Genomic DNA, 15,454 nt, shown 5'->3' with positions numbered 1-15,454 from the left:
GGGCCCGACCCGACCCGGGCGGGCGCGGGCGGGCCCGGCGCAGATGTCCGGTTGCCGACGTTACGGGACCCCCCGAAGGAGGGAAGGATTCCGGTACGCCCCGGAAAGTCCGACACCGGATCGTTGGCTCGCGCAAGTCCCCTGGTCAGACCCCTGGATCGAGGGGCCGCAAAGGCCCCGCTTCGGTGGTTTCCCCGGCGTTGCACGGGGGGTAGGACAACCGAAACCGGCGACGACGAGTGACATTGGGGCGGCCTTATGGACGAATTCACGGCCGGCGTACTGCGGCGCATACGTGAGACCGAACAGGCGTTGAAGCAGGCATGCGACACCGGTGACGATTTCCTCGTCGAGGTCGAGCAGTCCGAGTTGGACGATCTTCTGCGGATGGCGTCGGAGCACGGCGTGCGGGTGCTGCCCGAGAGCGCCTGAGCCACACCGGCCACACACCACCGCGGTACAGCAGCAGACACACCCGTTCTTGTTTCCCCCGGCGAGGTCCCCAGCGGACGCCGGGGGTTCGGCTGTCCGGCCGAGACCCGTGAGGCCCGGATCACCTCGATCCGGGCCTCACCCGTGGGCGCGTCTACGCGTGCAGAGCGGCCAGGGCGCTCTGGAGTTCCGCGCGCAGTGCGGCGGGGGCGGCCAGGCACATCGTCGAGCCGTCCGCCTCGGGCCACAGGTCGACGACCACGTCGGCGCCGGCCTCGCGGGCGATCAGCGCGCCGGCCGCGACGTCCCAGGGATTCAGGCCGCGTTCGTAGTAGGCGTCGACCCGGCCCGCCGCCACCGAGCACAGGTCGATCGCGGCCGAGCCGGCCCGGCGCAGGTCGCGCACGCGCGGGAGCAGCGCGGCGATCGCCTCGGCCTGTCGGGTGCGCCGCTCGACGGTGTAGCCGAATCCGGTCGCCACCAGCGCCCGGGCCGAGGGCACCGCGGGCCGGCAGTGGATCGGCTTGCCGTTGCGGAAGGCGCCGCCGTCGCGCACGGCGTGGAAGGTCTCGCCGACCACGGGGACCTCGACCACGCCCAAGAGCGTGCCCTCGGCGGTCTCGGCGGCGATCGACACGCACCAGCCGGGCAGGTCGTACAGGTAGTTGACGGTGCCGTCGATCGGGTCGATCACCCACCGCACCCCGCTGCTGCCCTCGCTCGCGTCGCCCTCCTCGCCGAGGAAGCCGTCGTGCGGTCGATGCGCCCGGATGCGTTCGATGATCAGCTTCTCCGCGGCCGTGTCCATCTCGGTGACCACGTCGGTGGGGCTGCTCTTGGTCGCCGCGACGCCGAGGTCGGCGGGGCGCTCGTGCAGCAGGAAGCCCCCGGTGTGGCGCGCCGCGTCGCGGGCGATGGCCAGGAGTTCCGCGGTGTCGATCGTCATGGGTCCATCCTGCCGGAGCGCTCACCGAGCAGCGCCGCCCCGCGCGGCGCCCGCGCGGTCGCCTCCGGGTCGGGGGCCGACGCCCCGGGGCGCGGACGCAGGGCCCGGGGGTCGGGACAGCAGCCGACCGGGCACACGTCGTGCGCGGCGCCCAGCACGCCCAGCGCGCACCGCGCGGGCGCCTCGCCGCGCACCGTCGCGGCCCGTTCGAGCACGAGTTCGCGCACCGCGGCGGCGAACCTGGGGTCGGCGCCGGTGGTCGCGGCCCGGGCCAGCGGCAGGCCGATCCGGGCGGCCGTGGCGGCGGCCTCGACGTCGAGGTCGTAGACCACCTCCATGTGGTCGGACAGGAATCCGATCGGCACCAGCACGACGGCGGGCACCCCGGCCGCGCCCAGTTCGACGAGGTGGTCGTTGACGTCCGGCTCCAGCCACGGGACCTGCGGGGGGCCGCTGCGGCTGGAGTACACCAGGTCCCAGTCGTGTTCGCGGCCGACCGCGCGCGCGACGCCCTCGGCGACCAGGCGCGCGGTCTCCCGGTGCTGGGTGACGTAGGCGTTGCCGGCCGGGCCCGCGGTGCGTGCGGTGACGGTGGGGATCGAGTGGGTGACCATCACCAGGCGGGCGCCGGCCCGGACCCGCTCCGGCAGCCGCGCCAACGCCTGCGCGGTGTGGTCCACCAGCGGCTCGACGAAGCCCGGGTGGTTGAAGAAGTGCCGCAGTTTGTCGAACACCGGGGCCCGCTCGCCGACTTCGGCGCGGGCGGCGAGAAGGTTCTCGTGGTACTGCGCGCAGCCCGAGTAGGAGCCGTAGGCGCTGGTCACCAGGACCGCGGCGCGTTCGATCCCGTCGTCGGCCATCCGGCGCACGGTGTCCGCCAGGTAGGGGCGCCAGTTGCGGTTGCCCCAGTAGACGGGCAGCCGCACCCCGTGGGCGGCGAGGTCGGCCTCGACGGCCGCGATCAGCGCCCGGTTCTGCGCGTTGATCGGACTGGCGCCGCCGAAGTGCGCGTAGTGGCCGGCCGCCTCTTCGAGGCGTTCGCGGGGGACCCCGCGTCCGGCGGTCACGTTCTCCAGGAACGGCAGCACCTCGTCGGGGGCGTCCGGGCCGCCGAAGGAGAGCACCAGGAGCGCGTCGAACGGCTCGGGGTCGAGGACCTGTGTCGCGTGCATGCCTGTGATCCTCGCATCGTGCGCCGCGCCGGCCCACATCACACCCCGGGCCGCGGGGGGTGTGTCGCGGGTGAGTTGCCGCCCATCCTGCGGCGACCCCTTCCCGGTCCGTTGACCGGCGGGTAATGTCCGGCAGATCCCGCGTTCGACCCCAGGAGGAATCCCGTTGAGCAGCGCCGGCACCGCCGTCTCCAAGACGCCCCCCGCCTGGCGGAACTGGACCGGGAACCAGTCCGCGCGACCGCATTCGGTGCTCACCCCGGGATCGGCCGAGGAGATCTCGGCCGCGGTCCGCCGCGCCGCCGCGCAGGGGCTCTCGGTCAAGGCCGTCGGCGCCGGCCACTCGTTCACCTCGATCGCGGTGACCGACGGCGTACAGATCCGCCCGGAGGGGCTGACCGAGGTGCACGCGCTCGACCGCGCGGCCGGCACCATCACGGTCGGCTCCGGGATGCGGCTGAGCGACTTCAACACGCTGCTCACCGGGTACGGCCTCGCGCTGACCAACATGGGCGACATCGCGGTGCAGAGCCTGGCCGGCGCCACCTCCACCGGCACCCACGGCACGGGGCGGGCGTCCGGCTCGCTGGCGGCGCAGATCCGCGGCATGGAGATCGTGCTGGCCGACGGCGAGATCACCACGTGCTCGCCGACCGAGAACGCCGAGTTGTTCGCGGGGGCCCGGGTCGGTCTGGGTGCGCTGGGCATCGTGACCGCGCTGACCTTCGGCGTCGAGCCGAGCTTCCTGTTGGAGGCGCGCGAGGAGCCGATGCGGTTCGACGCGGTGCTCGCCGACTTCGACGCGCTGTGCGCGGACAACGAGCACTTCGAGTTCTACTGGTTCCCGCACACCGACAACTGCAACGTGAAGCGCAACAACCGGATCGAGGGGCCGGCGAAGCCGCTGTCGAAGGCGCGTTTCCTGCTCGACGACGAGTTGTTGTCCAACGGGGTGTTCTCGCTCGCGTGTCGGGTCGGCCGCGCCGCGCCGCGCACGGTGCCCACCATCGCCCGGCTCTCCAGCCGCGCGTTGTCGGCGCGCACCTACTCGGACACCTCGCACAAGGTGTTCACCAGTCCGCGCCGGGTGCGCTTCATCGAGATGGAGTACGCGCTGCCGCGTGCGGCGGCGACCGAGGCGTTGACCGAGGTGCGCGCGTTCGTGGACGCCGCCGGCCTGCCGATCGGCTTCCCGGTCGAGGTGCGCGTGGCCCCGGCGGACGATCTGTGGATGTCCACCGCGTACGGGCGCGAGACCGCCTACATCGCGGTGCACCTGTACAAGGGGACGCCGCACGAGCGGTACTTCACCGAGGTGGAGAAGATCATGGTCGCCCACGGCGGGCGCCCGCACTGGGGCAAGATGCACACCCGCGACGCGGATTACCTGGCCGACCTCTATCCGAGGTTCGCCGACTTCACGGCGCTGCGGAACCGGGTGGACCCGGAGCGCCGCTTCGGCAACGACTATCTGCGTCGGGTGCTGGGCGACTGAGGCAGCGGGGGCGCCGGTCGGTCAGCGGGTGCCCGCGTTCGCGTTCGTGCCGCCCCGGCCGCCCGCCTCGTTCCCGGCCGCCGCGCCGCCGCCGGCGTCCGTGTCGCCGCCGGCCGAGCCGCCCGCCGGGGGTTTGGTCGGGGACGCGGGCGTGGTCGGCGGCGTGGAGCCGGTCGGGTTCGTCGAGGCGCTGCCGCTGGGCCGGGTGGTCGGGGTGGTCGAGGGCACCGAGGTCGCGCCCCCGCCGCCGTTCGGGGTCGACGTGGCCTTGTCGCCGGTGTCCGGGGCGTGGCTCGACGTCGATCCGGTCGAGCCGGTCGGGCCGTGGGTGGCCCCGCCGGGCGACTTCGGGGTGTCGTCGCGGGTGCGCTTGTCGTCGACGATGCGCGAGATGGTCGAGCCGTCGTCGCCGTGCCCGAACAGACTCGCGAAGGAACGGCCGATCGCGGTCTCGGCGAGGGTGACCACGCCCATCGCCACCACGAACACCACCACCGCGCCGACCAGCGAACGGGCCAGCCAGACCCGCCGCTCGCCGGTCGGGGCGGGCTCCGCCCCGGTCTCGGCCCCGGCGTCGCCCGGCGTCCGGGTGTACTCGCCGACCGGCAGCAGCATCGTCTCGTCGGTCGCCCGCCCCGGATCGGCCACGCCCGTCGGCCGGTCTGGGATCGCGGTCGGCTCGGTGGCCGGCCCGCTCTCGGGCGGCGGGGTCAGCGTCGCGCGCACGTCGCGCAGTTGTTCGCCGGTGCGCCGGAACAGGTGGACGTAGACCGCGCTTCCGACGGTGGCGACCACGCTCGCGAGCGCCGCGCCGATCACCGTCCCGGCGACGCCGAGGGTGGAGAGCAGGAACGCCGAGGAGATGGCCGCCAGGGCACTGCCCACGACCTGCACCCCGTTGACATCGATCCGGCGACGTTCACGCTCGGTCCTTTCCGGCATCACTTTCCTTGCACGTTCGTTCACAACCGGCGGCTAATCATGAAAAACACGACTTCACCCTGGTTACGACTGAACGGCCCAGCGACATCGTTCCAATCGGCCCAATCTTGTGATCGACATCACCCCGGACGGCCGAAAACGACTCGTCCGAACGGGACGCGCCGATGCGGCGCGGTGTGTCCCGGTAGAGCCCCCGAATGGAGTACTGTTCACGCCAGGTTCCGGAAAGGCCTGTGCGCGAAGGGGGAGGCGACCGACCGCAGGGGTCAGGGTGGGGCACCGCCCCGGTATCTACCCGAAATGGTGTAACCAAGGCAATTCGGCCAGTCAGGTAATAAATCCGACACGCCGGACAACTCGGTCAGGTTGTGGTCATGCCGAGGCTGGGCAGGTCACACTCGTAGCGGGAGCAACGACGCAGGTGACGTCGGCAGGCACCACCCGGGAGGTCCCCATGCCCGAACTGCGTGTCGTGGCCGTCAGCAACGACGGCACACGGTTGGTGCTGAAGGCTGCCGACGGCACTGAGTACATGTTGCCCATCGACGAGCGGCTCCGTGCCGCCGTCCGGGGCGACCGCGCCAGACTCGGTCAGATCGAGATCGAGGTCGAGAGCCAGCTGCGTCCGCGTGACATCCAGGCCCGGATAAGGGCCGGTGCCACCGCGGAGGAGGTCGCACAGCTCGCCGGCATCCCCGTGGACCGCGTACGGCGGTTCGAGGGTCCGGTGCTCGCCGAGCGTGCCTTCATGGCCGAGCGTGCCCGCAAGACCCCGATCCGCCGCCAGGGCGAGACCACCGGTCCACTGCTCGGCGAGATCGTCACCGAGCGACTGCACCTGCGCGGCGCCGACTCCGAGTCGGTGCAGTGGGATTCGTGGCGCCGCGACGACGGCAGCTGGGAAATCCTGCTGCTGTACCGCGCCGACGGCGAGATGCGCTCGGCGAGTTGGAGCTTCGACCCGCCCCGCCGCCTGGTGACCACCAACGACGACGAGGCGCGTTCGCTGATCGGCGAACACCCGGCGGCGTCCGAGACGCCGTTCCCGTTTCGCCCGCGCCTGGCCACCATCCCGCGCGAGAGCGACGACGACGCGATCACCAGCCTGCTCGACGCCGTACCCGGACTGCGCGGCGAGCCGGCCGCACAGGAGCGGCAGGCCTCCCCCGGGCCGATGCGGATCGACGTCACCGCGCTGGCCGAGCGCCCGCGCGTGGGCAGCATCGAGCGTACGGAGCGGCCCGAGCGCCCGGAGCGGATCGAACGTGTCGAGCGGCCCGAGCGGATCGAACGCGCGGAGCGGGCCGAACGCCCCGAGCGCGCCGAGCCGATCGAGGAGGAGGAGACCCAGGCCCCCGCCGCGGCGGCGGGCGCGGGCAGCGCCTACGAGAACGTGCTGGTGCCGCGCGGTGTGGTCGGCCCGCACCGCGAGCGGCTGGTCGGCAGCACCGACCGGCAGGCCGAGGCCGACGGGGTGCGCCCCGGCCGCCGGGCGACGGTGCCCAGTTGGGACGAGATCGTCTTCGGCAGCAGGCGCAAACGGCGCGAATAACCGAATAACCACAGACGACACGACAAAGGAGCCGAGGTCTTCCTCGGCTCCTTTGTCGTGTCCCGTCTCCGGCGGCGCCGACCGCTCACGGCTACTCGCCCGTGGCCACCGGGCGTTCCGGGTCGGAGATCCAGTCGCTCCACGAACCGGCGTACAGCGCGGCGGGTACGCCGATCAGGTGCAGCGCCAGCACCTCGTGCGCGGCGGTCGCGCCGGAGCCGCAGTAGGCGGCCACCCGCGCGCCGGGAACCACGCCCTTGGTCGCGAAGTATTCCGCCAGCTCGGCGGGTTCGCGGAACCGGCCGTCGGCGTGGGTGTAGTCGGTCGCGGGCGCGCTGACCGCGCCGGGGATGTGGCCGGCCTTGGCATCGATCGGCTCGGTCTCGCCGCGGAAACGTTCCCCGGCGCGGGCGTCGAGCAGCACACCGCCGCCCGCAACGAACGCCGCGGTCTGGTCCGCGTCGAGCCGGGTCGTGCCGCCGGGGCGCGGTACGAAGGTGCCCGGCTCGGCGGGTGCCGGCACCACGTCGGTGACCGGCAGGTTCGCCGCCGTCCAGGCGCCGAGGCCGCCGTCGAGCACGCGCACCCGGTCGTGACCGAAGTGGCGCAACAACCACCACGCGCGCGCCGCGGCGATGCTCTGCCCCGCGTCGTAGACGACCACGTCGGTCTCCGGGCCGATCCCGTACCGCCGCATGGCCGCGCCGAACGCGGCCGGTTCGGGCACCGGATGCCGGCCGCCGGCGCCGGTCGGGGTGTGCGGTCCCGACAACTCCTTCGCGAGGTCGACGAAGTGCGCGCCGGGCACGTGTGCGACCCGGTAGGCGTCGATGCCGGGCGGGCCGCCCAGTTGCCAGGAGACGTCGAGCACGATCGGGGGCGACGAACCGTCCAGGGCGGCGGCCAGGTCGGCCGCGCTGATCAGGGAACTCATGACGGCATCCTGCCTCGTGTGACGGCTCGGCGACGAGCACATGGGGCACGCGGCCGGCAGCATCGATGTCGTATCGTCCCCGATTGTCACCTTCTGCCGAGGAGGCAGCGATGAGTGTGTGGACCTCGCGATATCCCACCGGCGTGCCGTGTTGGGTGGACCTGGCCGTGCCCGATGTCGCGGCCGGACTGGCTTTCTATCGCGGACTGTTCGGCTGGGACGACGAGATCGAGCCGGCCCCGCCGGGCAGTTACACGACCTGCACCCTCGGCGGGCGGCCCGTCGCCGGCCTGCTCGACCGAGCGCCCGGGCAGCCGGGGCCGATCGCCTGGACCACCCACCTCGCGGCGGACGACATCGACGCGGTGGCCCGCGCGGTCGTCGCCGCCGGCGGCGAGGTGACGGTGCCGCCGATGGACGTGCGCACGCTGGGCCGCACGGCGGTGGCCGCCGACCCGACGGGCGGGGTGTTCGCCGTCTGGCAGGCGCGCGAACACATCGGCGCGGGGGTGGTGAACGAGCCCGGCGCCGTGGTGTGGAACGAGTTGTACACACCGGACAGCGACCGGGCGAAGCGGTTCTACGCGGACGTGTTCGGCGTCACCTTCCAGGACATGTCCGACGCCGACTTCGACTACGCCACCTTCCACGTCGACGGTGTGCCGCGCGGCGGGCTCGCCGGGGTGCGCAACGGGCCGCCGCCGCACTGGGCCGTCTACTTCGCGGTGCGCGACGCGGACGAGAGCGTCGCACGGGTCGACGACCTGGGCGGCATCGTGCTGCGCGGGCCGGAGGAGTCCCCGTACGGCCGGGTGGCCGCCATACGGGATCCGCAGGGCGCGCTGTTCAACGTGATCGCGGTGGCCTCGAATCCGAATGGTCCGGAATAGTCGACTGCTCCCGATCCGCCGCCGGATCGGGCCGGACCGGGCCGCCACTCCGACCGGAAACCGCTCCCCCCTTGAACCAAACGGGTGACGTAGAGTCGAGCTTGACGGGCTTCCGACCGGAGCGGGGTCCGGGATCGGCGGGACCCGTGCGCCTACGTACACACGGGCCGCGTCACCCGCGACCTTCCCCGCCGGGAGACGCACCATCGTTTCGACCATCGAGGGGGTCCATTTCCATGGGCAAGCTGTTCAAGATCGTCCTGCTGCTCGCCGCCGCCGCGGGTGTCGCGCTCGCTGTGCAGAAGAAGCGCAACCAGGCCTGAACCGGCGGTGATTCGCATAAAGGGGCGACCCCCATCGGGGGCCGCCCCTTTTGTTTGCAGAAAAGGCTGTGTTTGCAGAAAAGGCTGTGCTTGCGGAAAAGCTGTGCTTGCGGAAAAGCTGCGCCTGCCGAGATGCCGGGCCCACCGAGACGCGCCGCGCCCGCCGAATCCGGCGCGCGCAGGCGCTAACTCCGCACTTCGAGCAGCGGGATCAGTTGTTCGGCCGCGGTCATCGAGCCGTGCACGCCGGTGAGTCGGGACTCGCCGGGCTCGCGTCGGGAAGCGACCACCGCGACGTCGCCGAAGGCCGCCGCGACGATGTCGCCGATGCGCTCGCGGACCCGGTCCTCGACCTTGGGCCCGAACCAGCCCGACTCGATCGCCTCGTCGCGGGTGACCACCCACATCCGGTCGCCCAGCATGTCGTCCCAGATCGCGTACACGTCCCGGGTCGCGCCGGGTCGCGTGTAGACGTGCCGGGCGCGCGCCTCGCCGCCGAGCAGGGCCACTCCGGCGGACAGGCCGGGGTCGGCGTCCACGTCGACCCGATGCTCGGGGGCTACGTCGACCATGCCGTGGTCGGCCGTGACGTACAACACCGAGTCGGCGGGCATCCCCTCGGCCATCGCCCGGACCACCCCGTCGATCCGACGCAACTCCGCGCGCCACTCGGGCGAGTCGACGCCCATGCCGTGCCCGACGCGGTCCAGCTCACTCGCGTAGGTGTAGATCAGCACCGGGCCCGGCTGCGCCAACTGCCCGTGTACCGCCTCGATCCTGGGGTCGCCGAACTCGGCGCCGAAGTAGCGACCGCCGGCGAGCGCCGCCCTGGTCAGCGGCGTGTGCTCGAACATGGTGTCGTTGACCTGCGCGACGGTGATCCCGGCCGCGGCGGCGCGTTCGAGGACGCTCGGATACGGCTGCCACGCCCGGGGTTCGATGTCGCCGACCCAGCGCAGCTGGTTCATCAGCCGGTTCTCGCCGGGCACCGCCACCGCGTAGCCGACCAGGCCGTGCACACCGGGGGTGAGCCCGGTGCCGAACGACGCGAGGCTGGTCGCGGTGGTCGCCGGGAAGCCCGCGGTGAGCGGTGTGCCGCTGCCGGCGAACGAGCCGGCCAGGAGCGAGTACAGATACGGCGCCTCGACGGGATGCGCCCGCAACAACTCCCACCCCAGGCCGTCGATCAGGAACACACACGCGGCGCGCGCAGGCGCGAGGCCGAGGATGTTCCGCTCCCCCGGCATGCCGAGGGAGGCGGCTATGGAGGGCAGCAGGTCGCACAGCGCCCCGGCCTCGTAGCGGGGCAACGGGACCGGGGGTTGCTCGTCGAGCCAGACGGAGGTGCTCACTGGTTGATGCCGGCCACGGCCTCGGACAGCGCGCGGGCGAAGGTGAGCGTGCGCTCCACCGCCTCGGGGCCGTCGGCGGCCTCGCTCACCCGCAGCGACAGGTCGTCGGCGGTCAACGAGCCGGTGTAGCCGTGGTCGACCTCACAGTTCGGGTCGGCGCATCCGGCCGGTTCCAGGTCGATGCGGCCGACCGCGCCCCAGCCGATGGTCAGCACGGCTTCGCGCGGCGGGGCCCCCGGAACGTATTCGGCGGGGTTGCCTACGACCCGACTGACCACGACCGACTCGAGTCGGTCGATCCGCACGGTCTCGGTGGACGTGGTCGCGTAGGGCGTGGGCGAGGTGTCGTCGGGTGCGTGTTCGTCGGTGTGGCTGACCAGGAATCGGCCTGGCGTGAGCACCAGAACGGTGATGTGGCGGCGGACCTCATTGGAATCGAACGTGGTCTCCTGGTGCACCAGGAAAGCGTCGACCGGCTCGGTGCCGATCGTGGACTCGACCGCGTCGGCAACGAGGCTCGGGTAGTAACCGCTGCGCTCGATGGCCGTGCGCAGCCCCTGGGTCGAGGTGGTGGTCTTAGCCATACCCCCCATCCTGGCACCTCCGAGGGCACCCGTGCGCCATCCGCCTCGTCCGAAGATCGGGTCGGATACCGGCCGTTGCCGAATGGTGACGGTTTGTCGACGTAATGACAGGACCGAACGGGTGAGGTGGATGCGCACCGTTGGGGCGCCCTCTACGGATCGCCACCGTGCGCCTTTAGTGCGCCCTCCCGTTCGACGGCTCGGCGGGGTTGACTGATCTCTCGAGAGACCCGGCCGGGGCAACAGGGACGCGCCGTGCAGACGGTGGCACCGGCGGATCTCTCGCGACACTCGTGCCCCCGGGCGGGGGGACGAGTGACACCGCCTCATCGCCGGGGACACTCGGGGAAACGACCGGCGTGGGGCGGCTCGGTCCGGACAGCGTGAACGGCATGAAATGCGCAGCCATGTGGAGGGTAGGCGCGGAGGGGCATGCCGCGGAGCGGATCCGGCCCGGAGCCGCCGCCGTACGTAGGTGCCACAGCTCGGGGTGGCATGTGAGTACGGCGGCGGTTCCACATGTCCGGGCGACGTCGAGGGGTTCGCGGACCCCCGGGCGCTACGGCCGCGACAGTGCCCTCGGGCCCAGGTCGGTGCGCGCCGGTGGGCGGGACAGCCGGATGCGCGCGCCCAGCACGTGTGCGCCCTCGGGCGCCACCACCACCGGGTTCAGCTCGACCGATGTCACCTGCGGCAGGTCGTCGGCGAGCCGGGACAAGCGCAGGAGAACGTCCTCCAGCGCGGGTACGTCCACCGGTCGGGCGCCGCGATATCCGAACAACATCGGCGCCGCCCGTACCTCGCGGACCAGATCCGCCACATCCTGATCGGTGGCCGGCACCAGGCGGTGGGCCACGTCGCCCAGAAGTTCGCTCGCCGGTCCGGCCAGGCCGAAGGACAACACCGCGCCGAACGACTCGTCGTAGGTGAGCCCGAGCACCGTGGCGATCCCGTGCGGCGCCATCGACTGCACCACGAGCCGGGCCTGGTCCGGGCCGCCGAGGCGGGTGGTCAACTCGCGGAACACCCGGCGCAGTCCGGCCTCGGCGCCGATGTCCAGGCGCACGCCCTCCACGTCGACCCGGTGGCGCAGGTGTTCGGCGATGGTCTTGAGCGCGACCGGATAGCCCAGTTCGGCCGCCGCGCGCACCGCCGCGTCCTCGCTGTCCACCCGCACCGCCGGGCGCAGCCGAATGCCGTAGCAGTCCAGGAGTTCGGCGGCGTCGGCCGGCGACAGGCCGACCGCGTCCGCGCCGCCGAGCCGGGCCCGGACCAGCGCGCGGGCCTGGTCGGTGCGTACCTCGGAGTGTTCGGGCACCCGGCCCGTGGGCCGCCGGCGCCAGGCGGCGTAGCGCACCACCTCGGCCAGCGCGCGCACCGCGTTCTCCGGGGCCGGGTAGGAGGGCACCGAGCCGAACGCGGGCACGCCGTCGGCGTCCAGCCGGCGCAGCTGTGTGGGCAGCCCCTCGTGTGCGAGGTAGGTGGTCAGCAGCGGTTTGCCGATCTCCGCCGCCTGCCCGGCCATCTCCGCGATGGCGCTCGCGACCTCGTCGCCGGAGGTGGTCAGCGGCGGGATGAAAACGGTGATCACCGCATCGGTCTCGGCACTGGCCAGCGCGTCGGCGAGCGCCGCGCGGAAGTCGTCGGCGGTGGCGCCGGTGGTCAGGTCGACCGGGCGCAGCGGGCGCAGGCCCGCGCTCGCGCAGGCGTCCTGGGTGAGCAGGCCGAGCGAGTCGGAGTTGCCGATGATCGCGATCCGGTCGCCGGCGGGCAGGGGTTGGTAGGCGAGCAGTTGGCCGACGTCGAAAAGTTCGGCGACGGTGGGCACGCGGATCACGCCGGCCTGGCGAAAGAGCGCGTCGACGGCCGAGTCGGGCAGGGTCAGCGCGCGGGTGACGTGGCCGAGTGGGACGCCCTGGCTGTGCCGTCCGGACTTGACCGCGACCACGGGTTTGGTGCGCGAGATCCGGCGGGCGAGGCGGGTGAACTTGCGCGGGTTGCCGATCGATTCGAGGTGCAGCAGCACCACGTCGGTGGCCGGGTCGTCCTCCCAGTACTGGAGCAGGTCGTTGCCGGAGACGTCGGCGCGGTTGCCGGCGGACACGAAGGTGGAAAGCCCGATCCCGCGGCCGACGGTGGATTCGAGGATGGCGATCCCGAGCGCGCCGGATTGGGCGAACATGCCCACCCGGCCGCGGCGCGGCATCCGGGGCGACAGGCTCGCGTTGACGCGCAGGTCGGGGTCGGTGTTCAGGATCCCGAGGCAGTTGGGCCCGATCACCCGCATGCCGCGCCGGCGGGCTGCGCGGACCAGGCGGCGCTGGCTCTCGCGCCCCTCGGGTCCGGTCTCGGCGAAGCCGGAGGACACCACGACCAGGCCGTGCACGCCCTTGCGGCCGCATTCGTCGACCACCCGGCGTACCGCGTCGGCCGGGACGGCGACCAGCGCGAGGTCCACGTCGCCGGGGATGTCGGACACCGACGCGTAGGTCGGCACGCCGTCGATCGGCTCGCCGCCCGCCTTCGGGTTGACCGCGTAGACCTCGCCGGTGAACTCGCCCGCGCGCAGGTTGGTCAACAGCGTGTGGCCGACCGTGCCCTCGCGCCGGCCGGCGCCGATCACGGCGACCGATCGGGGGGTGAGCAGGCGGGCGATCGAGCGTGCCTCGGCCCGGTGCTCGCGCCCGAGCATCACGCCGAGCGAGGTCTCGGTGGGGGCGAGTTCGAGGTTGAGCCGGACCACGCCGTCCTCGAACGCGGACTGCTGGGTGTAGCCGGCCTCGGTGAACACGGTGACCATGCGCCGGTTCGAGGGCAGTACGTCGGCCACGAAGCGTCGGATGCCGCGTTCGCGGGCGACCGCGGCGATGTGTTCGAGCAGGACCGATCCGACGCCGCGGCCCTGCTGGTCGTCCTGGACCAGGAAGGCGACCTCGGCGGTGGACGAGCGGCCCTGCGGACCGGTGCGCACCGAGCGGCCGTCGGGGCCGATCCGGTCGTAGCGCACGATCGCCACCATCTCGTCGCCGACGAACAGCCCCAGGCCCACCCGGTCGACCCAGTCGTGCGTGGTGAAGCGCCGCACGTCGCGGTCGGACAGGCGGGGGTAGGGGGTGAAGAAGCGCAGGTATTTCGACTCGGCGGACACGCGCGCGTAGAAGTCGACGAGGCGACCGGCGTCGTCCGGGCCGACGGGGCGCAGGTGGGCGGTCGCGCCGTCGCGCAGCACGACGTCGGCCTCCCAGTGCTCGGGGGGCTTCGGCGGCGGACCTGCGGTGTCGGTGGGCTCCACGTTTGCGAGGCTAACCCCTGTGTCGTGCCGCCGGCGGATTCGAGGCGCCCCGACTCGGTTGGTGTCCGACACGCCTGATAGACCATCAGATACCGTTCCCGGTCTCACTCCAGGAGGCAACCCATGTCCGCTCAGGGCCTGTCCGCCGCTTTCCCCGTCGCCGACATGGCCGCCGCGGTGCGGTTCATGACCGCCGTGCTCGGGGCCGAACCGACCTTCGTCGACGGGGAGCGCTGGGCGCAGTTCGACGTGGCCGGCGGCCGGCTGGCGCTGGCGGGTACCGACCGCGAGGGCGACGCGGCCTCGGTGATGGTCAAGGTCGCCGACCTGGAGGCGGCGCTCGCGCCGCTGCGCGAGGGCGGGTTCACGGTGGGCGAGCCGGTCGAGGGGCCGCACGAGGTGCGGGTCCGGGTGAGCGGCCCGGACGGCTGGGCGGCCGTGCTGTACCAGCCCCGGCGCTGACCCCGCGTCGGGGTGGAACGGTGAATTGCCATGATCATCGGAGTATCCGAGCGCCGGGGTGAGGCCGAGCCGGCACGTCCCGGCGCGTATGCCACCCCGCTGCCGCTCGCGCCCGGTAGCGTCCTTCCGGTGAACGGCTTGCGGATTCTGCCGGAGGTCGCCGACGCGCTGGCCGCGGGCCGGCCGGTGGTCGCGCTGGAGAGCACGATCATCGCGCACGGGCTGCCGCGGCCGGACAATCTGCGGATCGCGCGGGAGATCGAGGGGCGGGTCCGGGCCGCGGGCGCGGTGCCGGCGACGATCGCGGTCGTGCACGGGCGCCCGTCGATCGGTCTGGACGCCGAGACGCTCGAATTCGTGGCCGGCTCCCGGGAGGTGCTCAAAGCCGGGATCCGCGATCTGGCGCCGGTCACCGCGCGGGGCGGGCACGCCGCGACCACCGTGGGGGCGACCGCGCATCTGGCGCATCAGGCCGGGATTCGGGTCTTCGCCACCGGCGGCCTGGGCGGGGTGCATCGCCAGGCCCGGGACAGTTGGGACGAGTCGGCCGACCTGATCGCGCTGACCGGGTGCGGGCTGACCGTGGTGTGTTCGGGGGTCAAGTCGATCCTGGACGTGGGCGCGACGCTGGAGCGGTTGGAATCGCTCAACGTCACCGTGCTCGGCTTCGGTACGCACGCCTTCCCCGGGTTCTATCTGGCCGACTCCGGCCATCGCCTGGAGTGGCGGGTGGACACCGCCGACGAGGTGGCCGACGTGGTGCGCGCGCACGAGGCGCTGGGGTTGGGTCGTACCGCCGTGGTGGTGGCCAATCCGGTGCCCCGGGGCGATCAGATGGATCCGGACCTGCACGATCGGGTGCTGGAGCGGGCGCTGGCCGCGCTGGCGGACAGCGGGGTGCGCGGCAAGGCGGTCACCCCGTTCCTGCTGGAGTTCTTCCACCGGGAGACCCGCGGCGCGAGTCTGGCCGCCAACATCGCGCTGATCCTGGGCAACGCCGACCTGGCCGCGCGGATCGCGAGGGCGTTGACCATCACCTGACCGCGCCCGGGGTCGATCGTCACCGGACGGCGTGCCG

The 15,454-nt window shown here is 72.7% G+C and carries 13 protein-coding genes; 6 read left to right on the top strand and 7 right to left on the bottom strand.

Annotated features, from left to right (window positions below; all coding sequences use genetic code 11):
• Positions 1 to 258: 258 nt before the first annotated feature.
• On the top strand, positions 259 to 432 hold the full coding sequence (locus ACH4XV_RS11190) for a hypothetical protein (RefSeq protein WP_020555845.1): 174 nt from the start codon (positions 259 to 261) through the stop codon (positions 430 to 432).
• A 154-nt stretch (positions 433 to 586) separates the two neighbouring features.
• On the opposite strand, the gene ACH4XV_RS11185 is transcribed toward ACH4XV_RS11190, so the two are convergent.
• Entirely contained in the window at positions 587 to 1,378 is a 792-nt protein-coding gene (locus tag ACH4XV_RS11185) for an inositol monophosphatase family protein (RefSeq protein ID WP_395788524.1), read from the bottom strand.
• Entirely contained in the window at positions 1,375 to 2,550 is a 1,176-nt protein-coding gene (locus ACH4XV_RS11180) for a ferrochelatase (RefSeq protein ID WP_395788522.1), read from the bottom strand. Before ACH4XV_RS11180 ends, ACH4XV_RS11185 begins: the two co-directional genes overlap by 4 nt.
• A 160-nt stretch (positions 2,551 to 2,710) precedes the next feature.
• Here ACH4XV_RS11180 and ACH4XV_RS11175 point away from each other — a divergent pair, with 160 nt between their 5' ends.
• Positions 2,711 to 4,045: a D-arabinono-1,4-lactone oxidase gene (locus ACH4XV_RS11175; protein WP_395788694.1), complete on the top strand. Its 1,335-nt coding sequence runs from the start codon at positions 2,711 to 2,713 to the stop codon at positions 4,043 to 4,045.
• A 21-nt stretch (positions 4,046 to 4,066) separates the two neighbouring features.
• Here the strand turns inward: ACH4XV_RS11175 and ACH4XV_RS11170 are convergent, their stop codons facing one another.
• The gene (locus ACH4XV_RS11170) at positions 4,067 to 4,987 is read right to left on the bottom strand and encodes a hypothetical protein (RefSeq protein ID WP_395788520.1); all 921 of its coding nucleotides are present in this window, start codon (positions 4,985 to 4,987) and stop codon (positions 4,067 to 4,069) included.
• 421 nt (positions 4,988 to 5,408) lie between these two features.
• On the opposite strand from ACH4XV_RS11170, the gene sepH reads away from it, so the two are divergent.
• The gene (sepH, locus tag ACH4XV_RS11165) at positions 5,409 to 6,539 is read left to right on the top strand and encodes a septation protein SepH (protein ID WP_379996076.1); all 1,131 of its coding nucleotides are present in this window, start codon (positions 5,409 to 5,411) and stop codon (positions 6,537 to 6,539) included.
• Positions 6,540 to 6,630: 91 nt separating this feature from the next.
• Here the strand turns inward: sepH and ACH4XV_RS11160 are convergent, their stop codons facing one another.
• A complete protein-coding gene (locus ACH4XV_RS11160) occupies positions 6,631 to 7,473 on the bottom strand; it encodes a sulfurtransferase (RefSeq protein WP_395788518.1) in 843 nt (280 codons plus the stop codon).
• Between the two features lie 110 nt (positions 7,474 to 7,583).
• Here ACH4XV_RS11160 and ACH4XV_RS11155 point away from each other — a divergent pair, with 110 nt between their 5' ends.
• Positions 7,584 to 8,363: a VOC family protein gene (locus ACH4XV_RS11155; RefSeq protein ID WP_395788517.1), complete on the top strand. Its 780-nt coding sequence runs from the start codon at positions 7,584 to 7,586 to the stop codon at positions 8,361 to 8,363.
• A gap of 508 nt (positions 8,364 to 8,871) precedes the next feature.
• Here ACH4XV_RS11155 and ACH4XV_RS11150 read toward each other — a convergent pair.
• The 3 genes from ACH4XV_RS11150 to ACH4XV_RS11140 all read right to left on the bottom strand — a co-directional run bounded on the left by ACH4XV_RS11150 (position 8,872) and on the right by ACH4XV_RS11140 (position 13,914).
• Complete coding sequence (locus ACH4XV_RS11150) at positions 8,872 to 10,038, bottom strand: alkaline phosphatase family protein (protein WP_395788515.1); 1,167 nt, start codon at positions 10,036 to 10,038, stop codon at positions 8,872 to 8,874.
• On the bottom strand, positions 10,035 to 10,622 hold the full coding sequence (locus ACH4XV_RS11145; RefSeq protein WP_161365428.1) for a DUF5998 family protein: 588 nt from the start codon (positions 10,620 to 10,622) through the stop codon (positions 10,035 to 10,037). Before ACH4XV_RS11145 ends, ACH4XV_RS11150 begins: the two co-directional genes overlap by 4 nt.
• A gap of 559 nt (positions 10,623 to 11,181) precedes the next feature.
• Positions 11,182 to 13,914 carry a GNAT family N-acetyltransferase gene (locus ACH4XV_RS11140; protein ID WP_395788513.1) on the bottom strand — a complete coding sequence of 911 codons (2,733 nt, stop codon included), beginning with the start codon at positions 13,912 to 13,914 and terminating at the stop codon, positions 11,182 to 11,184.
• A 123-nt stretch (positions 13,915 to 14,037) separates the two neighbouring features.
• On the opposite strand from ACH4XV_RS11140, the gene ACH4XV_RS11135 reads away from it, so the two are divergent.
• Entirely contained in the window at positions 14,038 to 14,376 is a 339-nt protein-coding gene (locus tag ACH4XV_RS11135) for a VOC family protein (protein WP_126641737.1), read from the top strand.
• A gap of 30 nt (positions 14,377 to 14,406) precedes the next feature.
• Entirely contained in the window at positions 14,407 to 15,417 is a 1,011-nt protein-coding gene (locus ACH4XV_RS11130) for a pseudouridine-5'-phosphate glycosidase (protein ID WP_395788511.1), read from the top strand.
• Positions 15,418 to 15,454: the final 37 nt, after the last annotated feature.

The sequence above is a fragment of the Embleya sp. NPDC020630 genome (assembly GCF_044334985.1).
GTDB lineage: Bacteria > Actinomycetota > Actinomycetes > Streptomycetales > Streptomycetaceae > Embleya.
Note: the sequence above shows the minus strand (reverse complement) of the source record. Positions and strands in the feature narration are given on the sequence as shown.

What these genes read in the sequence shown, in the direction of transcription:
- ACH4XV_RS11190 (WP_020555845.1), top strand. Translation starts at nt 259, where the DNA reads ATGGACGAATTCACGGCCGGCGTACTGCGGCGCATACGTGAGACCGAA.
- ACH4XV_RS11185 (WP_395788524.1), bottom strand. Translation starts at nt 1,378, where the DNA reads ATGACGATCGACACCGCGGAACTCCTGGCCATCGCCCGCGACGCGGCG.
- ACH4XV_RS11180 (WP_395788522.1), bottom strand. Translation starts at nt 2,550, where the DNA reads ATGCACGCGACACAGGTCCTCGACCCCGAGCCGTTCGACGCGCTCCTG.
- ACH4XV_RS11170 (WP_395788520.1), bottom strand. Translation starts at nt 4,987, where the DNA reads ATGCCGGAAAGGACCGAGCGTGAACGTCGCCGGATCGATGTCAACGGG.
- ACH4XV_RS11160 (WP_395788518.1), bottom strand. Translation starts at nt 7,473, where the DNA reads ATGAGTTCCCTGATCAGCGCGGCCGACCTGGCCGCCGCCCTGGACGGT.
- ACH4XV_RS11155 (WP_395788517.1), top strand. Translation starts at nt 7,584, where the DNA reads ATGAGTGTGTGGACCTCGCGATATCCCACCGGCGTGCCGTGTTGGGTG.
- ACH4XV_RS11145 (WP_161365428.1), bottom strand. Translation starts at nt 10,622, where the DNA reads ATGGCTAAGACCACCACCTCGACCCAGGGGCTGCGCACGGCCATCGAG.
- ACH4XV_RS11135 (WP_126641737.1), top strand. Translation starts at nt 14,038, where the DNA reads ATGTCCGCTCAGGGCCTGTCCGCCGCTTTCCCCGTCGCCGACATGGCC.
- ACH4XV_RS11130 (WP_395788511.1), top strand. Translation starts at nt 14,407, where the DNA reads ATGATCATCGGAGTATCCGAGCGCCGGGGTGAGGCCGAGCCGGCACGT.